The 17,350-nt window shown below is 43.6% G+C and carries 13 protein-coding genes and 2 tRNA genes; 7 read left to right on the plus strand and 8 right to left on the minus strand.

All coding sequences use genetic code 11. The annotated features are described in order from the left end of the window. Nucleotides 1-116: 116 nt before the first annotated feature. Complete coding sequence (locus tag EO132_RS13065; RefSeq protein ID WP_127138288.1) at nt 117-650, plus strand: collagen-like protein; 534 nt, start codon at nt 117-119, stop codon at nt 648-650. Between the two features lie 55 nt (nt 651-705). On the opposite strand, the gene EO132_RS13070 is transcribed toward EO132_RS13065, so the two are convergent. From EO132_RS13070 to mutS, 3 genes are all read right to left on the minus strand, one after another. Continuing rightward, nucleotides 706-791, minus strand: a tRNA-Leu gene (locus EO132_RS13070). Between the two features lie 56 nt (nt 792-847). Beyond that, nucleotides 848-920 (minus strand) — tRNA-Gly (locus EO132_RS13075). A gap of 76 nt (nt 921-996) precedes the next feature. Next, entirely contained in the window at nt 997-3,579 is a 2,583-nt protein-coding gene (gene mutS, locus EO132_RS13080) for a DNA mismatch repair protein MutS (RefSeq protein WP_127138605.1), read from the minus strand. Nucleotides 3,580-3,726: 147 nt separating this feature from the next. On the opposite strand from mutS, the gene EO132_RS13085 reads away from it, so the two are divergent. After that, nucleotides 3,727-4,266: an RNA methyltransferase gene (locus tag EO132_RS13085; protein ID WP_127138289.1), complete on the plus strand. Its 540-nt coding sequence runs from the start codon at nt 3,727-3,729 to the stop codon at nt 4,264-4,266. A 114-nt stretch (nt 4,267-4,380) separates the two neighbouring features. Here EO132_RS13085 and folK read toward each other — a convergent pair whose 3' ends face one another. After that, entirely contained in the window at nt 4,381-5,523 is a 1,143-nt protein-coding gene (gene folK, locus EO132_RS13090; protein WP_127138290.1) for a 2-amino-4-hydroxy-6-hydroxymethyldihydropteridine diphosphokinase, read from the minus strand. 69 nt (nt 5,524-5,592) lie between these two features. Between folK and sppA the strand changes: the two genes are divergently transcribed. Genes sppA through EO132_RS13105 form a run of 3 tightly spaced genes read left to right on the plus strand, consistent with a single transcriptional unit; the run spans nt 5,593 to nt 10,850 of the window. Beyond that, the gene (gene sppA, locus EO132_RS13095; protein WP_127138291.1) at nt 5,593-7,353 is read left to right on the plus strand and encodes a signal peptide peptidase SppA; all 1,761 of its coding nucleotides are present in this window, start codon (nt 5,593-5,595) and stop codon (nt 7,351-7,353) included. A gap of 41 nt (nt 7,354-7,394) precedes the next feature. Next, nucleotides 7,395-8,102 (plus strand): queuosine precursor transporter, encoded by a 708-nt coding sequence (locus EO132_RS13100; protein ID WP_127138292.1) that lies wholly within the window; start codon nt 7,395-7,397, stop codon nt 8,100-8,102. 36 nt (nt 8,103-8,138) lie between these two features. Further along, complete coding sequence (locus EO132_RS13105; RefSeq protein WP_127138293.1) at nt 8,139-10,850, plus strand: AsmA-like C-terminal region-containing protein; 2,712 nt, start codon at nt 8,139-8,141, stop codon at nt 10,848-10,850. Between the two features lie 27 nt (nt 10,851-10,877). On the opposite strand, the gene EO132_RS13110 is transcribed toward EO132_RS13105, so the two are convergent. From EO132_RS13110 to EO132_RS13120, 3 genes are read right to left on the minus strand one after another with little or no spacing between them, the layout of a single operon-like run. After that, nucleotides 10,878-11,645, minus strand: a complete 768-nt coding sequence (locus EO132_RS13110; protein ID WP_127138294.1) for a DUF6090 family protein — start codon at nt 11,643-11,645, stop codon at nt 10,878-10,880. Nucleotide 11,646: 1 nt separating this feature from the next. Next, nucleotides 11,647-12,930: an APC family permease gene (locus EO132_RS13115; protein ID WP_127138295.1), complete on the minus strand. Its 1,284-nt coding sequence runs from the start codon at nt 12,928-12,930 to the stop codon at nt 11,647-11,649. 49 nt (nt 12,931-12,979) lie between these two features. Beyond that, nucleotides 12,980-13,774, minus strand: coding sequence for a DUF2797 domain-containing protein (locus EO132_RS13120; RefSeq protein WP_127138296.1), 795 nt, complete (start codon nt 13,772-13,774; stop codon nt 12,980-12,982). A 98-nt stretch (nt 13,775-13,872) separates the two neighbouring features. Here EO132_RS13120 and EO132_RS13125 point away from each other — a divergent pair, with 98 nt between their 5' ends. Both EO132_RS13125 and EO132_RS13130 read left to right on the plus strand, forming a co-directional pair. Next, complete coding sequence (locus EO132_RS13125) at nt 13,873-15,387, plus strand: GH3 auxin-responsive promoter family protein (protein WP_127138297.1); 1,515 nt, start codon at nt 13,873-13,875, stop codon at nt 15,385-15,387. A 180-nt stretch (nt 15,388-15,567) separates the two neighbouring features. Next, nucleotides 15,568-16,110: a hypothetical protein gene (locus tag EO132_RS13130; protein WP_235856462.1), complete on the plus strand. Its 543-nt coding sequence runs from the start codon at nt 15,568-15,570 to the stop codon at nt 16,108-16,110. Here EO132_RS13130 and clpX read toward each other — a convergent pair whose 3' ends face one another. Further along, nucleotides 16,111-17,346: an ATP-dependent Clp protease ATP-binding subunit ClpX gene (clpX, locus tag EO132_RS13135; protein WP_127138299.1), complete on the minus strand. Its 1,236-nt coding sequence runs from the start codon at nt 17,344-17,346 to the stop codon at nt 16,111-16,113. Nucleotides 17,347-17,350: the final 4 nt, after the last annotated feature.

Raw genomic sequence — 17,350 nt, forward strand, 5'->3', positions numbered from 1 at the left:
ATTTGAAATACAGTTGAATAATAAAGAATAAGGTTTTGTCGTTATTACAGAAATAGAATTTATAAAAGCTTCCCCAGCATAATATAAACTATTGATTGAATCAAAACCTCAACCCTATGAAAATTCTAAAACTATCGAAATTTGTTTTTTTAATGTTTGGTCTGGCACTGCTTTGGGCGTGTAGTAATGGTGAGGATGGTGCGGCAGGCGCACAAGGCGAACAGGGAATACAAGGGGAGCCAGGGGAAGATGGCAACGCCAATGTCCAAAGTTTTTTGTTCGAGAATCAATCATTCTCCCCAGGCAATGTAGCCTTTGACATACCGGCTATCTCTCAAGATATTTTGGATTATGGAGTTGTATTGGGGTATTTGAAACAGCAGAATGCCACTCACTGGTATAGTATGCCGTTTTATTATGATGGAGGAAGTCAACCTGCTGGCAGTGTTAGAATATACCGAATATCTCTTGGTTCTGTTGTAATTACCAACACGCTCACTATAGGTGGTTATAACTTTAGATTTGTTGTAATCGAGGGGGTCAGTGGTGCGACCTCCAAAGCAATGAGCGTGGAGGAGGAATTAAAACAAGCAGGAGTGGACATCTCGGACTTCTATCAGGTTGCCGAGTACTACGGGCTGGAGTATTAGAAGATAAATCAGTAATAAAAAACCCTATAAACAAAGGGTTTACAGGGTTTTTCTGTACTCGAGGCGGGACTTGAACCCGCACGGGCAATAATGCCCACAGGATTTTAAGTCCGGCGTGTCTACCAATTCCACCACTCGAGCAGGACTTGTATCTAAAAAAAAACTCCACCCGTGGTGACTGAGCGGAGTCGAAGTCGAGCGAAAAACGGGATTCGAACCCGCGACCTCCACCTTGGCAAGGTGATGCTCTACCAGCTGAGCTATTTTCGCATTTTAAATGAACTCTGCACTTTTCCCAAGCGCGGATGCAAATTTATAATATTTCTATTAAAATAAAAGAATTTTTTTAGGAAGATGCCTTTTTCTTTTTACCCAACAATCGCTTGATCTCGTTTAATTTCATCAAAGCCTCCACAGGTGTCAGTGTATCAATGTCCAAGTGCAAAATCTCTTCCTTGATTTCTTCCAATAACGGGTCGTCGAGGTTGAAAAAACTCAACTGCATCTCATCTTGGGAAGCTTGTAACTTGTCGCTTACCTCTTCGCTGGAATGCGATTTTTCTAGTTTTTTCAAGATTTTGTTCGCTTTTTGAATCACTTGTTGGGGCATTCCCGCCATTTTTGCCACATGGATTCCAAAACTGTGTTCACTGCCACCGGGAACCAATTTCCGAAGGAAAAGCACATTGTCTTCCAGCTCCTTTACCGAAACATTGTAGTTTTTGATCCGCGAAAACGTATTGGTCATATCGTTGAGTTCGTGGTAGTGCGTAGCGAACAAGGTCTTTGCCTTCGCTGGGTGTTCGTGAAGGTATTCCGAAATGGCCCAGGCAATGGAGATTCCATCATACGTGCTGGTACCACGGCCAATTTCATCCAACAGGACCAAACTGCGTTCCGAAAGGTTGTTCAAAATGGAAGCGGTCTCGTTCATTTCTACCATAAAGGTCGATTCGCCCATGGAAATATTATCACTTGCACCCACACGAGTGAAAATTTTGTCCACAACACCCAACTGGGCCTCCGTTGCTGGGACAAAACTTCCCATCTGCGCCAACAATACAATAAGCGCAGTCTGTCTCAACAAGGCCGACTTACCACTCATATTGGGTCCCGTGATCATAATAATCTGTTGTTCCTCTCGGTTCAGCAGTACATCGTTGGTCACATAAGCATCGCCAATAGGTAATTGCTTTTCAATAACCGGATGTCTCCCTTCTTTAATATCGATGGTAGTGGAATCGTTTATTGTTGGCTCCACATAATTGTTCTCCTTGGCCAATTGTGCAAATCCACAAAGGCAATCCAATTGTGCGATCAGGTGTGCATTGAGCTGTACGGGTGCGATGTATTCCTGCATCCAGACGAGCAACTGCTCAAAAAGTTGTTGTTCCAGTTGATAGATCCGTTCCTCTGCACCCAGAATCTTGGATTCGTATTCCTTCAATTCCTCTGTGATGTATCGCTCTGCATTCACCAAGGTCTGTTTGCGTATCCAACTTTCGGGAACCTTGTCCTTGTGCGTATTTCGAACTTCAATATAGTATCCAAATACATTGTTCGAAGCGATTTTTAGCGAGGTAATACCCGTTTCCTTTGTTTCACGTTCCAGCATCTTGTCCAGATAGTCCTTGCTGGAAAAAGCGAGGCCGCGTAATTCATCCAATTCTTCGGAATAGCCCTCGGCAATGGTGTTGCCTTTGGCAATGTTCACGGGCGCTTCCTCATTGAGCACTTCTTTTATCTTGGAGCGGAGCGCATCACAATCGTTCAAACGCTCTCCAATGTTTTTGAGGGAATCGTTGGTGCTGTTTTGGGCCGATTGTTTGATGGGGACAATCGCCTCCAGCGAATTTTTAAGTTGAACCACCTCTTTTGGGTTGATTTTACCCGTGGCCAATTTGGATATCAATCGTTCCAAATCCCCCATTTGTTTGATGTGTCCCTGAATCTTGTTCAGTTGTTCATCCTCATCTTTTAAATAGGAGACCACCTGATGCCTCTGTTGGATTTTCTCCACATTTTTCAAAGGAAGGGCCAACCATCTTTTCAATAACCGACCACCCATGGGCGATATGGTCTTATCGATAATGTCCAATAAGGTCACCGCGTTCTGGTGCGAAGAATGGTAAAGCTCAAGATTCCTGATGGTAAAGCGGTCCATCCAAACATATTCCTCTTCGGCAATACGCTGTATTTTGTTGATGTGCTGTAAACGGATATGCTGAGTCTCGGACAGATAGTGCAGCACCGCGCCCGAAGCGATGATGCCGTGGTTGAGATGGTCTATGCCAAATCCTTTCAGGGTTTTTGTCCCAAAATGATTGTTCAAGCTCTCTTGGGCATAATCCTCTTGAAAAATCCAATCTTCCAAAAAGAAACTGTGGAACTGGTTGCCAAAACACGCCACAAAATCCTTTTTATGGCTTTTGGAGACCAGCACTTCGTTTGGAGAGAAATTCTGGAGCAGTTTGTCCACTTGTTCCGAGGAGCCTTCAGAGGTCAAGTATTCCCCAGTGGAAATATCCAAAAAAGCAACCCCCAATTTATTGCGCCCAAAATGTACGGCACATAAAAAGTTGTTGCTCTTGGCGGAAAGAATGTCATCGTTCAGGGCAACACCTGGCGTGACCAACTCTGTTACCCCACGCTTTACAATGCTTTTTGTCTGTTTAGGGTCTTCCAGCTGGTCGCAAATGGCCACCCGTTGCCCTGCTTTTACCAATTTGGGCAAATAGGTGTTCAACGAATGGTGTGGAAACCCGGCCAATTCGGTCTTATCGCCCCCATTGTTTCTGTGGGTAAGGATAATGCCCAAAATTTTGGCGGCCTTTACCGCATCTTCTCCAAAGGTCTCGTAAAAGTCCCCTACGCGGAAGAGTAACAATGCATCAGGGTGTTTTACCTTAATGGCATTGTACTGTTGCATCAACGGGGTTACTTTCTTATTCTTTTTCTTGGCTGCCAAAGCGATTTAATTCTGTTACTTTTGCCCAAAATTGGGATGAAAACGAATATATTGTTTTCATCAGCCATCAGAAATTTTTGTTGATATTTTTACCCCAATGTTTAAAAAATGAGTCGAAAACTGGAAAATAGCGAGTTGGACCGATTGGATGTGACAGGTTTTAAAGAGGCCGAAAAATCGCCGATCATCATCATTTTGGACAATGTTCGCAGTTTGAACAACATAGGTTCTGTATTCCGCACGGCCGATGCTTTTCTGGTTCAGAAAATCTACCTCTGTGGCATCACGGCCACCCCACCCCACAAGGATATCCGTAAAACGGCGTTGGGTGCTACCGAAAGTGTGGAATGGGGATATCGCAAGGATACCTTGGAATTGGTCAATGAATTAAAGGCTGATGGTGTGCACATAGTCTCTGTGGAACAAGCTGAAAACGCTGTTATGTTGAATGACTATCAAGTGAACCCTGAAAAAACTACCGCCCTGATCTTCGGAAACGAGGTTAAAGGGGTTTCGCAGGAAGTGGTCTCTGCCAGCCATACGGTTTTGGAGATTCCCCAGTTCGGTACCAAGCATTCCTTGAACATCTCGGTAAGTACAGGAGTAGTGGTGTGGGATATTTGGTCCAAACAAAATGCCCAAAAATAAAGAGGCCCTGAAAAACAGGGCCCTATGTAAAGTCTGAGTTAGTTAGTTTCTCGTATTGAGGCTGCTAATAAAATAAAACCATTCGTTATATCCAAACATTTTCCAAAAATTCTCTTAAATGTTTGATAAAAGTATATGGTCTTCCAGCTTTTCCAAAATGAATTCATAATCCTTTGGATTCTGCACAAAATCCAGCTCTCCCACATCCAAAATGATACTGTTTTGATTGGGATTCCCCTTGATGAAATCCAAATACCCTCGATTGATTTTCTCCAAATACAAAGGGTCGATGTTCTGTTCATAATCACGCCCCCTTTTTTTGATGTTTTCCAGTAACCGTTCGGTATTTTGATACAAATAAAGGTAGATTTCGGGTTTTCTTACCTCTTTGTACATAAAATTAAAGACCTTTCGGTATAGATTGTACTCCTCTTTCTGTAAGGTCACTTTTGCAAAAATCAACGATTTGAAGATATCGTAATCACTTACCATAAAGTTCTTGAATAGGTCAAACTGTGAGGTGTCGTCCATGAACTGTTGGTACCTGTCGGCCAAAAAGGACATCTCCAAAGGGAATGCATAACGGGCCTGATCCTCATAGAACTTGGGGAGGAACGGATTGTCCGCAAAGCGTTCCAGCACCAATTTGGCATTAAAGTCGTCTGAGATCATTTTGGAAAGCGTTGTTTTTCCAGCGCCGATATTTCCCTCGATGGCAATGAGCTGTAATTGGGAAAACAATCCAGACCTATCCTTAAAGAGTTTGTGCTTGGTCTTGGTCAACTTGTTCTTGTCCCTACATTCCTGCAGTAGGTTGCGGGTATCCTTGAACAGTACAGGGTGATAAAACTGTGGAGCAATATCGCTCAGTGGTTTAAGAACAAAATTGCGGTGCTGCATCTGCGGATGGGGAACCACTAAAGCATCATTGCTGATGGCCTCCGACCCGTAATAAACAATATCAATGTCCAAGGTTCTGGAACTATGGCCCGATGCCAAACGAACCCTACCGAAATCCTGCTCGATCTGCAAAAGGGTGCCCAATAATTCCTTCGGGTCAAGTGGGGTAAGCAGTGAGAGGACGATATTGTAGAAATCATCCCCTTCAAAACCAACGGCAGGGTTTTCATATACCGAAGAAATATCCAGTATTTTCCCAGCCTTTTCCCGAATGCGGAATATGGCTTTTTGGAGGTTCGCAAGGCGATTTCCCAAATTGCTGCCCAGTGAAAGATATACCTTTTGTTTTCTGACCATAATCGAAGAAACAAAGTAAACAAAACAATACTACAATGGTTATATTTGAAGCGTATTAAATTTTATTGAATGAAGTTTTTAAGAAACCTATTGGCCTCGATTTTGGGGAGCTTGGTGGCATTTATGATCATTGTTGGCATGTTCTTCATTTTTATGGCCCTTGTGGGAAACGTGGATGATGGTGTCGTTGTAAAAAAGAACTCTGTACTGGAAATCAGTTTTACATCCCCGGTTTTGGATTATACGGGTAAAGATGAAACCGATCCGTTTGCTGCATTCGGAAGTGAGGAACTCGGTCTGGATGAGATCTTACATGCCATCGAAGTGGCCAAAAACGATAACAATATCGAGGGAATCAGTATTGCCACGGGATATTTGATGGCAGGCGTGGCCCAAACCCGTGAGATACGAAAAGCATTGATCGATTTTAAAACGAGCGGAAAATTTGTGATGGCCCATGCCGATGTCTACACCCAACGTGATTATTATCTGGCAAGTGCAGCCGATGAGGTTTACATTAACCCTGTTGGGGTATTGGATTTTAAGGGATTGGCCACTGAAGTGCTCTTTTATAAGGGGCTTCAGGAAAAGTCTGGAATCAAAATGGAGGTCATTCGCCATGGGAAGTACAAAAGTGCCGTAGAGCCATTTCTGTCCGACACCATGAGCGATGAAAATCGCACCCAGATCAAGGAATTGATCACCTCTATTTGGAGTGTTATCTTGGATGATATTTCGGAGTCCAGAAATATAACCCCACAAAATTTGAACATCATCGCGGATACCCTTGGAGGAAGAACTCCTGATTATGCCGTTGCATCCGGCCTTTTGGATGGAGCTTTGCATTACGATCAATATGAAGGTTTGCTCAAGGATAGAATTGGTGTTTCTCAGGATGAGGAGCTGGACTATGTGGGACTTAGGGATTATATACAAAAAGCCAATAAAGAACGTATCAGAACAGGCTCCGATAAAATCGCGGTCATCTATGCACAGGGAGAAATTCTGGGTGGTGAAGGCGGAAAGGATTATATCGGGCAAGGCCTTATTCTAGACGCTCTGCACAAAGCTGTTGACAACGAAAGTATAAAGGCCATTGTGCTTCGGGTGGACTCCCCAGGGGGCAGTGCCTTGGTCTCGGATATTATCTGGAGGGAAATGCAATTGGCCAAAAAAGAAAAGCCGTTGGTGGTTTCCTTCGGAAATGTTGCTGCATCGGGCGGTTACTATATTGGGGTAGGGGGCGATAGGATTTTTGCTGAACCAACTACGATCACGGGTTCCATCGGTGTGTTCGGAACCATTCCCAACGTGCACCAATTGGCCGAAAACATGGGTGTTAATGCAGAACAGGTCGGTACCAACAAAAATTCCGTGGATTATTCTTTTTTTGAGCCGATGAACGACACTTTCCGCAATGTAATGCAAGAAAGTATCGAAGAGACCTACCAGACCTTTTTGAACCGAGTGTCCCAAGGAAGGAACATGCCCGTGGAACGTGTAAACCAAATAGCCCAGGGTAGGGTGTGGAGCGGTGTGGACGCACAAGCCCTTGGTCTGGTGGACGAACTGGGGAATTTGGACGACGCCATAGCGGCCGCAGCCGATATGGCCGGTTTGGAATCGTATGGAGTCCGTAAATACCCCAAGTACAAATCCGATTTTGAGCGTTTAATGGAAGACTTTGGGTCGGTAAAGACCAAAATAGGGGAATCCATCATTCAAGAGGAAATAGGCACGGAAGCCTATGAGATTTTGAAGGAATTCAAACAATTTACCAAACAAGAAGGAGTTCAGGCCAAAATGCCTTTCAGTTTGAAAATAAAATAGGACAGTTGCCAATGGTTCCCAGAGGAATTTTTTAATACCATATGACGCAAAAGGACAAGAAGTTAGCATTTTCCATTTACCTGTATCTAGGGGCATTGTTCATTACCTCCTTGGTGGTGTCCAATCTTATCTTCCAAAAGTTTTTCTCTTGGAGTCCCTTTGGGGATGTTTCCGTGTTTGGAGCTCCGCTTTTTGAACTTTCAGTGGGTATTTTGCCCTATCCCATCACGTTTTTGATTACTGACCTGGTCTCAGAGGTTTATGGTCAGAAAAAAGCGAACCAAGTGGTTACCGCTGGAATTTTCGCCTCATTTTTTTCGATGGGCATCATTTTGCTGGCCAATTATTCCTCCGCCATACCAACTTCGCCTGTGGATGACGCTACTTTTACGACCGTATTTGGATTGTCCCCTCTAGGGGTTTTGGCCTCGATGCTGGCCTATTTGGGTGCTCAGTACATTGATATTACCATTTATCATTTCTGGAAACGGATTACCAATGGTAGAATGCTGTGGCTCAGAAACAACTTTTCAACTTTTTCCTCTCAGTTCATTGACACCTTTACCGTGGTGGGGCTCCTGTGCATTTTTGGGGTGCTTCCATGGGATAAATTCTACGGATTGTTGATCAGTGGTGTTATTTTTAAAATAATGATTGCCCTGCTCGACACCCCATTGCTCTATCTTTTCGTAAATCTCATGCGAAAAAGATTTAACTTAAAAATAGGGGAAGAAATTTCTTTGGATTGATAACTTCTCCTTTAATTTGTTGTAAAACACCCAAGTATGAAGAAAAAAGTCCTGAAAATTACCGGTATAACCCTACTTATCCTACTCGCAATTATTATTGCGGTCCCACTGTTTCTTCAAGGTAAGATTGAAGACATCGTCAAGACCAAAGTCAATAACAGCATCAACGCCACTTTGGATTTTGAGGATGCCGATTTGAGCCTCCTTAAGAGTTTTCCTTACGCGAATGTTGGGCTTTCGAAGCTTTCTCTAGTAAACAAAGCTCCCTTCGAAGGAGACACCCTGTTTGCATCTTCTGAAATCGAATTGGCCATGTCCATTAAGGAATTGTTCAAATCCGCGGATGAGGCTATTGTCATCAAAACCTTGAATATTGATGGTGCCAAGTTGCACATCAAGGTAGATGCCGAGGGCAATGCGAACTACGATATTGCCAAAGAAAGCGAAGAAACCACTTCGACGGCCGCGGAAACGGAAGAATCCAGTGGCAACGTTACCTTGAACATGGATTCGTATGCCATTACCAATTCAGAGATCATTTATGAGGATATGGCCAGTGGGATGCTGTTGGACATTACCGAGATGAATCATTCCGGGACGGGTGACCTTTCCTTGGAAAAATCAGAACTGAAAACATTGACGGATGCCTTGGTGTCCTTTGAAATGGATAGTACGCGATATCTGAACAGGAATAAAATCAATCTGGATGCCCTGATTGGAATCGATTTGGGCGAGAACAAATATTCCTTTTTGGAAAACAAAGCTTTGATCAACCAATTACCTTTGGTATTTGATGGTTTTGTAAAGGTGAACGAGGACAATCAGGAAGTGGACATCACGTTTAAAACACCCTCTTCCGACTTCAAAAACTTTTTGGCTGTAATTCCTGAAGCCTATGCTTCGAACATTGAGACTGTGGAAACGACCGGGAATTTTGAAGTGAACGGGGAGTTCAAGGGCGTGGTTGATGAGGAACATATCCCCACTTTCAAGATTGCCATCAATTCGGAAAATGCATCCTTCAAATATCCAGATCTGCCCAAATCGGTGCGCAATGTGTATATCGATACCGAAATCAACAACGTAACAGGCATTACGGAAGATACCTACGTGAACATCAACAGGCTTTCTTTTCTTATTGATGAGGATAAATTCAACCTGAATGCCAAAATCAAGGAGTTGTTGGGGAACACCAAGGTAAATGCCCATATGGACGGAAGAATTAATTTGGCCAATATTTCGCAGGCCTATCCCGTTCCGGAAGACTTTAATCTCAAAGGAATATTGAATGCCGATGTGACCACTGCCTTCGATATGGCTTCATTGGAGAAAAAACAATATCAAAATACCAAGACAAGTGGGAAGGCATCCGTTTCTGGCTTTGAATATGCTTCGGAAGAGCTGAAGAATCCAGTGGCCATCAATACGGCAGCTGTTACCTTCAACCCTAATACCGTAACCCTTGATTCCTTCCAAGGGAAAACTGGAAATACGGACTTCGATGCGAAGGGTACTTTGACCAATTTGTTGGGCTTTATGTTCAACGATGAGAACATCGAGGGTAATTTCACACTCAAATCCAACCAATTTGCCTTGAACGATTTTATGGTCGAGGAGACCGAGGAGGCTGATGGGGAAGAAGCGGTGGAAGAGACCATCTCCACTACGACAGGGGAGGAGCGCATCAAAATACCATCCTTCTTGGATTGTACCATTGATGCCTCTGCCAATACGGTGGTTTACGATGATCTCAACCTTAAAAACGTAAAGGGAACCTTGCTCATCAAAGATGAGACGGCAACGGTCAAAAACCTTACCTCGGATTTGTTTGGAGGTACCTTGGGCATGTCGGGGTCGGTATCCACCAAGGAGGAGGCTGCTACATTTGACATTGACCTTGGAATGAACAATTTTAACATTGGGGAATCCTTTGCAGGCTTGGACTTACTTAAAACACTAACGCCCCTGGCCAGTGCACTGGAGGGAAAACTGAATTCAGACATTAAGATCACAGGTAAACTAAAAGAAGATTTCACCCCAAATCTGGCCACCATATCAGGGAATTTACTGGCAGAATTACTGTCGCCCACGGTAGATACCCAAAAGGCGCCCTTGGTGTCTGCATTGGACAGTAAATTGAACTTTTTGAACACCAAGGAGATCAATTTGGACGGACTTAAAACCGCATTGACCTTTGACAACGGCTCCGTTAAGGTAAAGCCGTTCACTTTGAGGTATAAGGATATCAACATCAATGTGGATGGAAGTCACTCCTTTGACAAACAATTGCAGTACAAAGCTACCTTGGATGTGCCGGCCAAGTATCTCGGTGCCGAGGTGAACAAGTTGATAGCCCAATTGAACGATGACAGCGTAGGGGAGGTAACGGTTCCGGTAACGGCCAATATTGGGGGTAATTTCTCAAACCCTTCGGTAAGCACCGATTTGACTTCCAGTGTAAAGACCTTGACCACTAAATTGGTGGAGATGCAAAAGCAAAAACTGGTCAATCAGGGCAAGGACAAGGTCAAGGACCTTTTGTCCGATGCATTCAAAAAAGATGAATCCGACACCACCAAAACCAAATCTGACGGTGTGAAGCAAGCCATTGGAAATATTCTGGGTGGTAAAAAGGATACGACCGTAACGGACAGTGCAAAGGCGAAAAAAGAGGATGGAGTAAAAGATGCCGCCAAATCCATTTTGGGCGGACTGCTCGGTAAAAAGAAAAAAGATACCGTAAATTAAATACAAAGGGCGATGTTACATCGCCCTTTATTTGTTTTCCAACTCATTATTGATAGTCTCCAAAATGGAATTCAAGCTTACCATTAGGGGATTGTAATGGTCTATTTCGGTGGATTGGCTCGTTATAATGAACAATAGAAGATTGTTTTCAAAAGCAACAGACTCCAATGCACCTAGATTACTGATGGGGTTTTTGCTGGTCGGAATCCCCAACCTTTGGGACATGCCCGTATTGTCCAACAAAGTATGGATGCTATAACCTTCATCCCTGAATACGTTGACCGTATTGTTCCGCTCTTCCCCGAGCATTTTTTCCTGATTGGCTATGTCATCGATAGTAGATATCCAATTGGTTAACCGAATCCGTAAGGTATCATTGGAAATATCCTTTAGACTGCCGGAGTTGATCATTTCATTGAGCAGGGAATTATTCGGGTTGAAAAAAATATCATTGGTAAAGGCATCCGAAAGTAAATTTGAAAATCCTTCCTCTGTGGCAACATGCCCATCGCCCATCAACAAAACAATTTCTTGGGCTGCTTCATAACTTCTCCGATTGATCTTGATGAGCTCTTCCAGTTTTATTTTGCTAATGTCAAATTCCTCCTTTAGTCCTTTGAGGTAAACCTGCTCCTTTTCCCTTTTTAGGCGATTGTCGTTGGCGTTGTCTATAGCCAAGGCAATCAATATACCAACGACTACCAAAGCAATTTCCCCGAAGGCGTACAACAGGTAATTGCTGACCTTTTTTTCCACAATCAATTCCTTCCTGATTTTTCTAAAAAACTTGAGCATACTATGGGTTTTTACTTTTTTCGAGCTTTTTGTACAACCATTCGATCAAAAAACAAGCGCCAATAATAGAGACGGCGACAATGACCCCCATTTTGTTTGTCCCAAACTGTTGTTGCAGGAGAATAATGGTGGCCAGGGAGCATAATACAAACCCGAGCAAGGGTATGGCCTTGATACTGCGGGTTTCCTTTGACATTTTAAATCCAACATAGTTGACCATGGCAAAAATCAACAAAAAGCCTACACTGCCAGCTGTAGAGATACTTTCGAGTTCCAAGGTATTGGTCAAGGTCAATGTTAGAATTGCGGTCATAAGCAGACCAATGGGTTGGTTCCATAGTTGATAAGTGAACTGATGGGGAAGTTCGTCATCTTCGGCAATCTCATAACTTACCCGACTCCCGCCATAAAGGGATGCGTTGATGGCTGAAAATGTTGAAATGAGTGCCGCAATGGTGATTACGGTAAACCCTGTTTGGCCCAACATGGGTTTGGCCGCTTCGGCCAGTACATAATCCTCTGCAGTTTTGATTTTATCAAAGGGAAGGGACCCAACGGTCACCACTGCGATGATAATATAGAGCAGCACCACAAAAATGATGGAAATATAGTAGGCCCTTGGGATGTTCTTCTCGGGATTTTCAATGTCAGGGGCAGAATTGGCTATGAGTTCAAAGCCTTCATAGGCCACAAAGATGACCATGCCCCCGGTCAACAGTTGTAGGGGAGCTTCCCAGTTTTCAGGAGACAATTGCTCCAGATTGGGATTGCCCATCAAACCGTATAATCCAACACAGATAAAAGAAATCAGAATAACCAGTTTGATGATGACGGCATAGGATTCTATCATCCCCACTACCTTAATACTGTAATAATTTATAATGGAGGCTAAAACAATGATGGCACTCGCGTAGATGTGGAAATCCAGTTCGCCGCCAGTTATGGAGAACAGGTTTGGGGCGTAGGAACCGAAAGCCGAAGCATACAGCGACAGCATGATGATGTAACTGACCCAAAGCAAATTGTTGATACCGCCACTGAATATGGTTTTTCCAAAGCCTTGATTGATGAATTTTACCGTACCGCCCCTATCGGCGTATTGCTTGGAAAGTTTCACGTAACTGTAAGAAGTGATCAGGGCCAACATGCCGGCAAAGAGAAAGGCCAGGGGCGTTCCCCCTTTGGATAGGTCAACCGCCAATCCCAAAACGGCGAAAATACCACCCCCCACCATACCTCCGATTCCAATGGAAATTGCTTCGGTAAGTTTGATTTTTTGGCTCATGCTTGTATACGGTTGAGGTGGTTGGTCATAAGGGGGTCAAGTGTAGGGATCAGCTGAAATCCATTCCCACATAATAGCCTTCACTTCCCCTGACGTTGAAAACCGTGTTGTCCTCAAAAATAAGGTATTGTCCTTTGATTCCCTTAAGGGTGCCTTTGTAGCTTGGAGTTTTGTCCAGATTGAGGCTTTTTACCTTGTCAGGGTATCGCAACACCGGAAATTCCAGGTTGGTCTCTTCCCTGTCATTTAAATAATAATCCATGGCCTCTTCGGGGATACTGTCCTTTAATTTGTTCCGCCATTCCACCAAATCCACATCTTCAATATCGTTTTTGAGCATTTTTTGCCAACTCGTCTTATCGCTCACGTGTTCTTTGAGTGCCACTTCGGTAATGCCTGCCAAATATCGGTTGGGCACTTCCACGATTTCGATGGCCTCGTGGGCGCCTTGGTCTATCCAACGGGTGGGCACCTGTGATTTTCTTGTGACCCCGACTTTTATGTTACTGGAGTTGGCCAAATACACAATGTGTGGCTGCAACTGCATCTTTTTCTCGAACTCAAGGTCACGGTCCTCCTTGTCCAAATGGGCGGTGCTCAGTTCGGGTTTCATGATCCAATCGCCTGCAAGGGGAGTTTCAAAAAAACAGGATTTACAAAACCCTTGTCTATAGATAGGTTTGTCCTCTCCACAGTTCAAGCATTGGAACTTGATGAAATCAATTTGAAGCTCTCTGTCCAGTGCTTGGTTCATGTTGATAAAATCGTTTTCAAAAACCAAAAAGTATTGGATGGGGTTTCCGATTTCCGTTCGCATCTTTTTCAGGACTCCTTCGTACAGCATATTAAATTGAATGTGTTTATCTTATTTGAAAATGAGTGTTAGAAAAGTTATTTTAGCAGTTACGCCAAGCTAACTTTCTTTGGTTAAATATACCTAAAATGCCAATACCATTATTCAACTCCATTGCTTCTTGGTTATTAAGAAAGCGCTACCATCAAATAGAGCTTTTTTTAAAGTATCCGTTGGATGTGCAGGATGAGGTGTTGCGCCAACTTATGGACTTTTCCAGGGATACGATGATTGGCAAGCAATATGGTTTCCAAGATCTGCCCAAGTACGAAGAGTTCAGGAACAGGGTGCCCATTGTGACCTATGAGGAAGTGGCCCCGCTCATTGAGCGGACACGTAGGGGGGAGCAGAACCTGTTCTGGCCGACCTCCATTAAATGGTTTGCCAAGAGTAGTGGGACCACCAATGCCAAGAGCAAATTTATTCCCGTGAGTACGGAAGCCTTGGAGGATTGCCACTATAAATCCAGTAAGGATTTGTTGTGCCTTTACCTTAACAATAATGAGAATTCCCAATTGTTCACGGGCAAAAGTTTGAGGTTGGGGGGGAGCAAGGAACTGTATGAGGACAACGGGACCTTTTTCGGCGACCTTTCCGCTATATTGATCGATAATATGCCCCTTTGGGCAGAATATAGTAGTACGCCCAGTAATAAAGTCTCCTTGATGACCGAGTGGGAATCCAAACTGGAGGCCATCATTGAGGAAAGTATTCGAGAGAATGTGACCAGTTTGGCCGGAGTGCCATCATGGATGTTGGTATTGCTCAACCAGGTGTTGGAGAAAACGGGAAAGAACCATCTGTTCGAGATTTGGGAGAACTTGGAAGTATATTTCCACGGAGGAGTAAGCTTTACCCCTTACAAGAATCAATATAAAAAATTATTGCCCCGCAAGAAGTTCAACTTTTATGAAACGTACAATGCCTCGGAAGGTTTTTTCGGAATCCAGGATCAAAATAATTCCGATGAACTGTTGTTGATGTTGGACTATGGTATTTTTTATGAATTCATCCCGATTGATGCACATGGGGAAGGGGACCGGGCGATTCCTCTTTGGGAGGTTCAGTTAGGGGTCAACTACGCCATGATCATTACTACCAATGCGGGTTTGTGGCGTTACAAGATCGGCGACACCATTCGATTTACCTCCAAAAATCCGTATCGAATCAAAATTACGGGACGCACCAAACATCATATCAATGTGTTTGGCGAAGAGTTGATCATTGAAAATGCGGAAGAAGCCTTGAAACAAGTTTGCCTGAAAACCGAGGCGGAAATCATGGATTATACCGCTGCCCCAATTTTTATGACGGGCAAGGAAAAAGGCGCACACGAATGGATCATTGAGTTTAGAAAACTGCCAGGGGACATCGCTTATTTTACCGAAATGTTGGACAACGCACTCAAGGCACTCAACTCGGATTACGAGGCCAAACGATACAACAACATTACCTTGAAGATGCCCAAAGTCCATGTGGCGCGTGAGAATTTGTTCCACCATTGGCTCAAGTCCAAAAACAAGCTCGGTGGGCAGCACAAGATACCTCGATTGTCCAATGATAGGGATTGCTTGGAGGAACTTCTCCGTATGAACACCCTTTAAAAAAGTGTTGGTTATCGTAAGAAATGACCTTTTGTCCTGAGTTTACGAAAACGTTTTCGTAAATTACAGCCATTCATCGTAAAAACGTTTCTTTTGAACAAATAAAAAAGGATTTGCTTCGTTGAATATGGAACTTCCCCGTATCAAATCTTTTTGTAAAAACACAAAACCATTAAAATCATGGCCGAAAAACTTGTAGTGATTTCAGATAAATGGGGCGCGAAAAAGGGGCTTTGGATAGCTTCTTATTTTGGCTACCTGCAGCAATACTACGATATTGTTTTCCACGATTGCCAACAGTTGGGAAATGTCGATGTATCCATATTCTCGGAAGAAAACATCGACAATGCCTTTAACGAAGGAGGGATTGAACGAGCAGTCTCCAACTTGATTCATAAAGAAGCTGAGCCGGCCCATTATTTGGCGTTCGGAACCGGGGCTACGGTTGCTTACAAAGCATTATTGCAAGGCTTAGCTGCTAAGTCCGTCACGGCTATTTCCGCTTCAGGAATCGAAAATGAAAACCAAATGGCACCTTCTTCAGATGTGGAACTGATCTATGGGGAGTGCGATAAATCCAAACCGGGACTGAAATGGGCCAAAAGCATTGGAGTCAATTTAAGGATTGTTCCAAATTTTGGGCATAGCCTGTATTCGGATGAGAAAATAATCTCCAAAGTAAGTCTGGAACTATTGGAAAAAGTAACTAAAAAAGCAGTCTGATTAAGAGACTGCTTTTAGTTTTTTCACTGTCTCGTAGGACAATTTCTTCTCGGCGTAGCTTTTCGTTACCTTAAACTCTGTTTCATCACTGCTCGGTAAAGTGAACATGGCATCGGTAAATACGGCTTCGCACAATGAGCGCAACCCACGTGCACCGAGTTTGTACTCTACCGCCTTTTCCACAATATAATCCAATGCCTGATCGGTAATGGAAAACTTGATGTCGTCCATGGCAAACAGTTTTTCGTACTGTTTGATGATGGCGTTCTTTGGTTCCGTTAGAATGGCACGAAGTGTCTTGGCGTCCAAGGGATTCATGTGTGTGAGCACAGGTAGCCTTCCTATGATTTCAGGGATAAGGCCGAATTCCTTCAAATCCCTTGGGATGATGTATTGCAGAATATTCTCTTGATCTAGATTCTCCTCGGCTTTGGAAGCACTGTACCCTACCGCTTGCATGTTCAAACGTTTGGTGATGATACGTTCGATACCGTCAAATGCCCCACCTGCCACAAACAAAATGTTTTCGGTGTTGACCTCGATGAATTTTTGATCGGGGTGCTTACGACCACCTTTTGGTGGTACGTTCACAGTGGTTCCCTCCAAAAGTTTCAATAGTCCTTGCTGAACCCCTTCTCCTGATACATCACGGGTAATGGATGGATTATCGCTTTTACGGGCGATCTTGTCTATTTCATCAATAAAGACAATCCCGCGTTCCGCTTTTTCCAAATTGTAGTCGGCCGCTTGTAAAAGTCGGGTGAGAATACTTTCCACATCCTCGCCCACGTAACCTGCTTCGGTCAAAACGGTGGCGTCCACAATGGCCAATGGCACGTTCAACATTTTGGCAATGGTCTTGGCGATAAGGGTTTTACCCGTACCTGTTTGCCCGACCATAACAATGTTGCTCTTTTGGATTTCTATATCCTCGTCCTTGCCTTTGGGCTGCAACAATCTTTTGTAGTGGTTATATACCGCTACGGACATTACTTTTTTGGTTCTTTCCTGTCCAATTACGAAAGTGTCCAAGAAATCATGAATCTCCATGGGTTTTTTCAAAACCAGTTCGGAGGACAAATCTTGGTTTTTGGACTGTTTGGACTCCTCGGCTACAATGCTATGGGCCTGTTCTATGCATCTATCGCAAATATGCGCATCCAAACCGGCAATCAATAAATTGGTTTCCGGCTTTTTTCTACCACAAAAAGAACATTCCAAATTTTCTTTTGCCATAAAA

This window comes from Flagellimonas oceanensis (genome assembly GCF_003992595.1).
In the GTDB taxonomy this organism is placed as follows: Bacteria; Bacteroidota; Bacteroidia; order Flavobacteriales; family Flavobacteriaceae; genus Flagellimonas; species Flagellimonas oceanensis.

Coding starts and splice junctions, on each gene's coding strand:
- EO132_RS13065 (WP_127138288.1), top strand. CDS start 117: ATGAAAATTCTAAAACTATCGAAATTTGTTTTTTTAATGTTTGGTCTG.
- mutS (WP_127138605.1), bottom strand. CDS start 3,579: ATGCAACAGTACAATGCCATTAAGGTAAAACACCCTGATGCATTGTTA.
- EO132_RS13085 (WP_127138289.1), top strand. CDS start 3,727: ATGAGTCGAAAACTGGAAAATAGCGAGTTGGACCGATTGGATGTGACA.
- folK (WP_127138290.1), bottom strand. CDS start 5,523: ATGGTCAGAAAACAAAAGGTATATCTTTCACTGGGCAGCAATTTGGGA.
- sppA (WP_127138291.1), top strand. CDS start 5,593: ATGAAGTTTTTAAGAAACCTATTGGCCTCGATTTTGGGGAGCTTGGTG.
- EO132_RS13100 (WP_127138292.1), top strand. CDS start 7,395: ATGACGCAAAAGGACAAGAAGTTAGCATTTTCCATTTACCTGTATCTA.
- EO132_RS13105 (WP_127138293.1), top strand. CDS start 8,139: ATGAAGAAAAAAGTCCTGAAAATTACCGGTATAACCCTACTTATCCTA.
- EO132_RS13110 (WP_127138294.1), bottom strand. CDS start 11,645: ATGCTCAAGTTTTTTAGAAAAATCAGGAAGGAATTGATTGTGGAAAAA.
- EO132_RS13115 (WP_127138295.1), bottom strand. CDS start 12,930: ATGAGCCAAAAAATCAAACTTACCGAAGCAATTTCCATTGGAATCGGA.
- EO132_RS13120 (WP_127138296.1), bottom strand. CDS start 13,774: ATGCTGTACGAAGGAGTCCTGAAAAAGATGCGAACGGAAATCGGAAAC.
- EO132_RS13125 (WP_127138297.1), top strand. CDS start 13,873: ATGCCAATACCATTATTCAACTCCATTGCTTCTTGGTTATTAAGAAAG.
- EO132_RS13130 (WP_235856462.1), top strand. CDS start 15,568: ATGGCCGAAAAACTTGTAGTGATTTCAGATAAATGGGGCGCGAAAAAG.
- clpX (WP_127138299.1), bottom strand. CDS start 17,346: ATGGCAAAAGAAAATTTGGAATGTTCTTTTTGTGGTAGAAAAAAGCCG.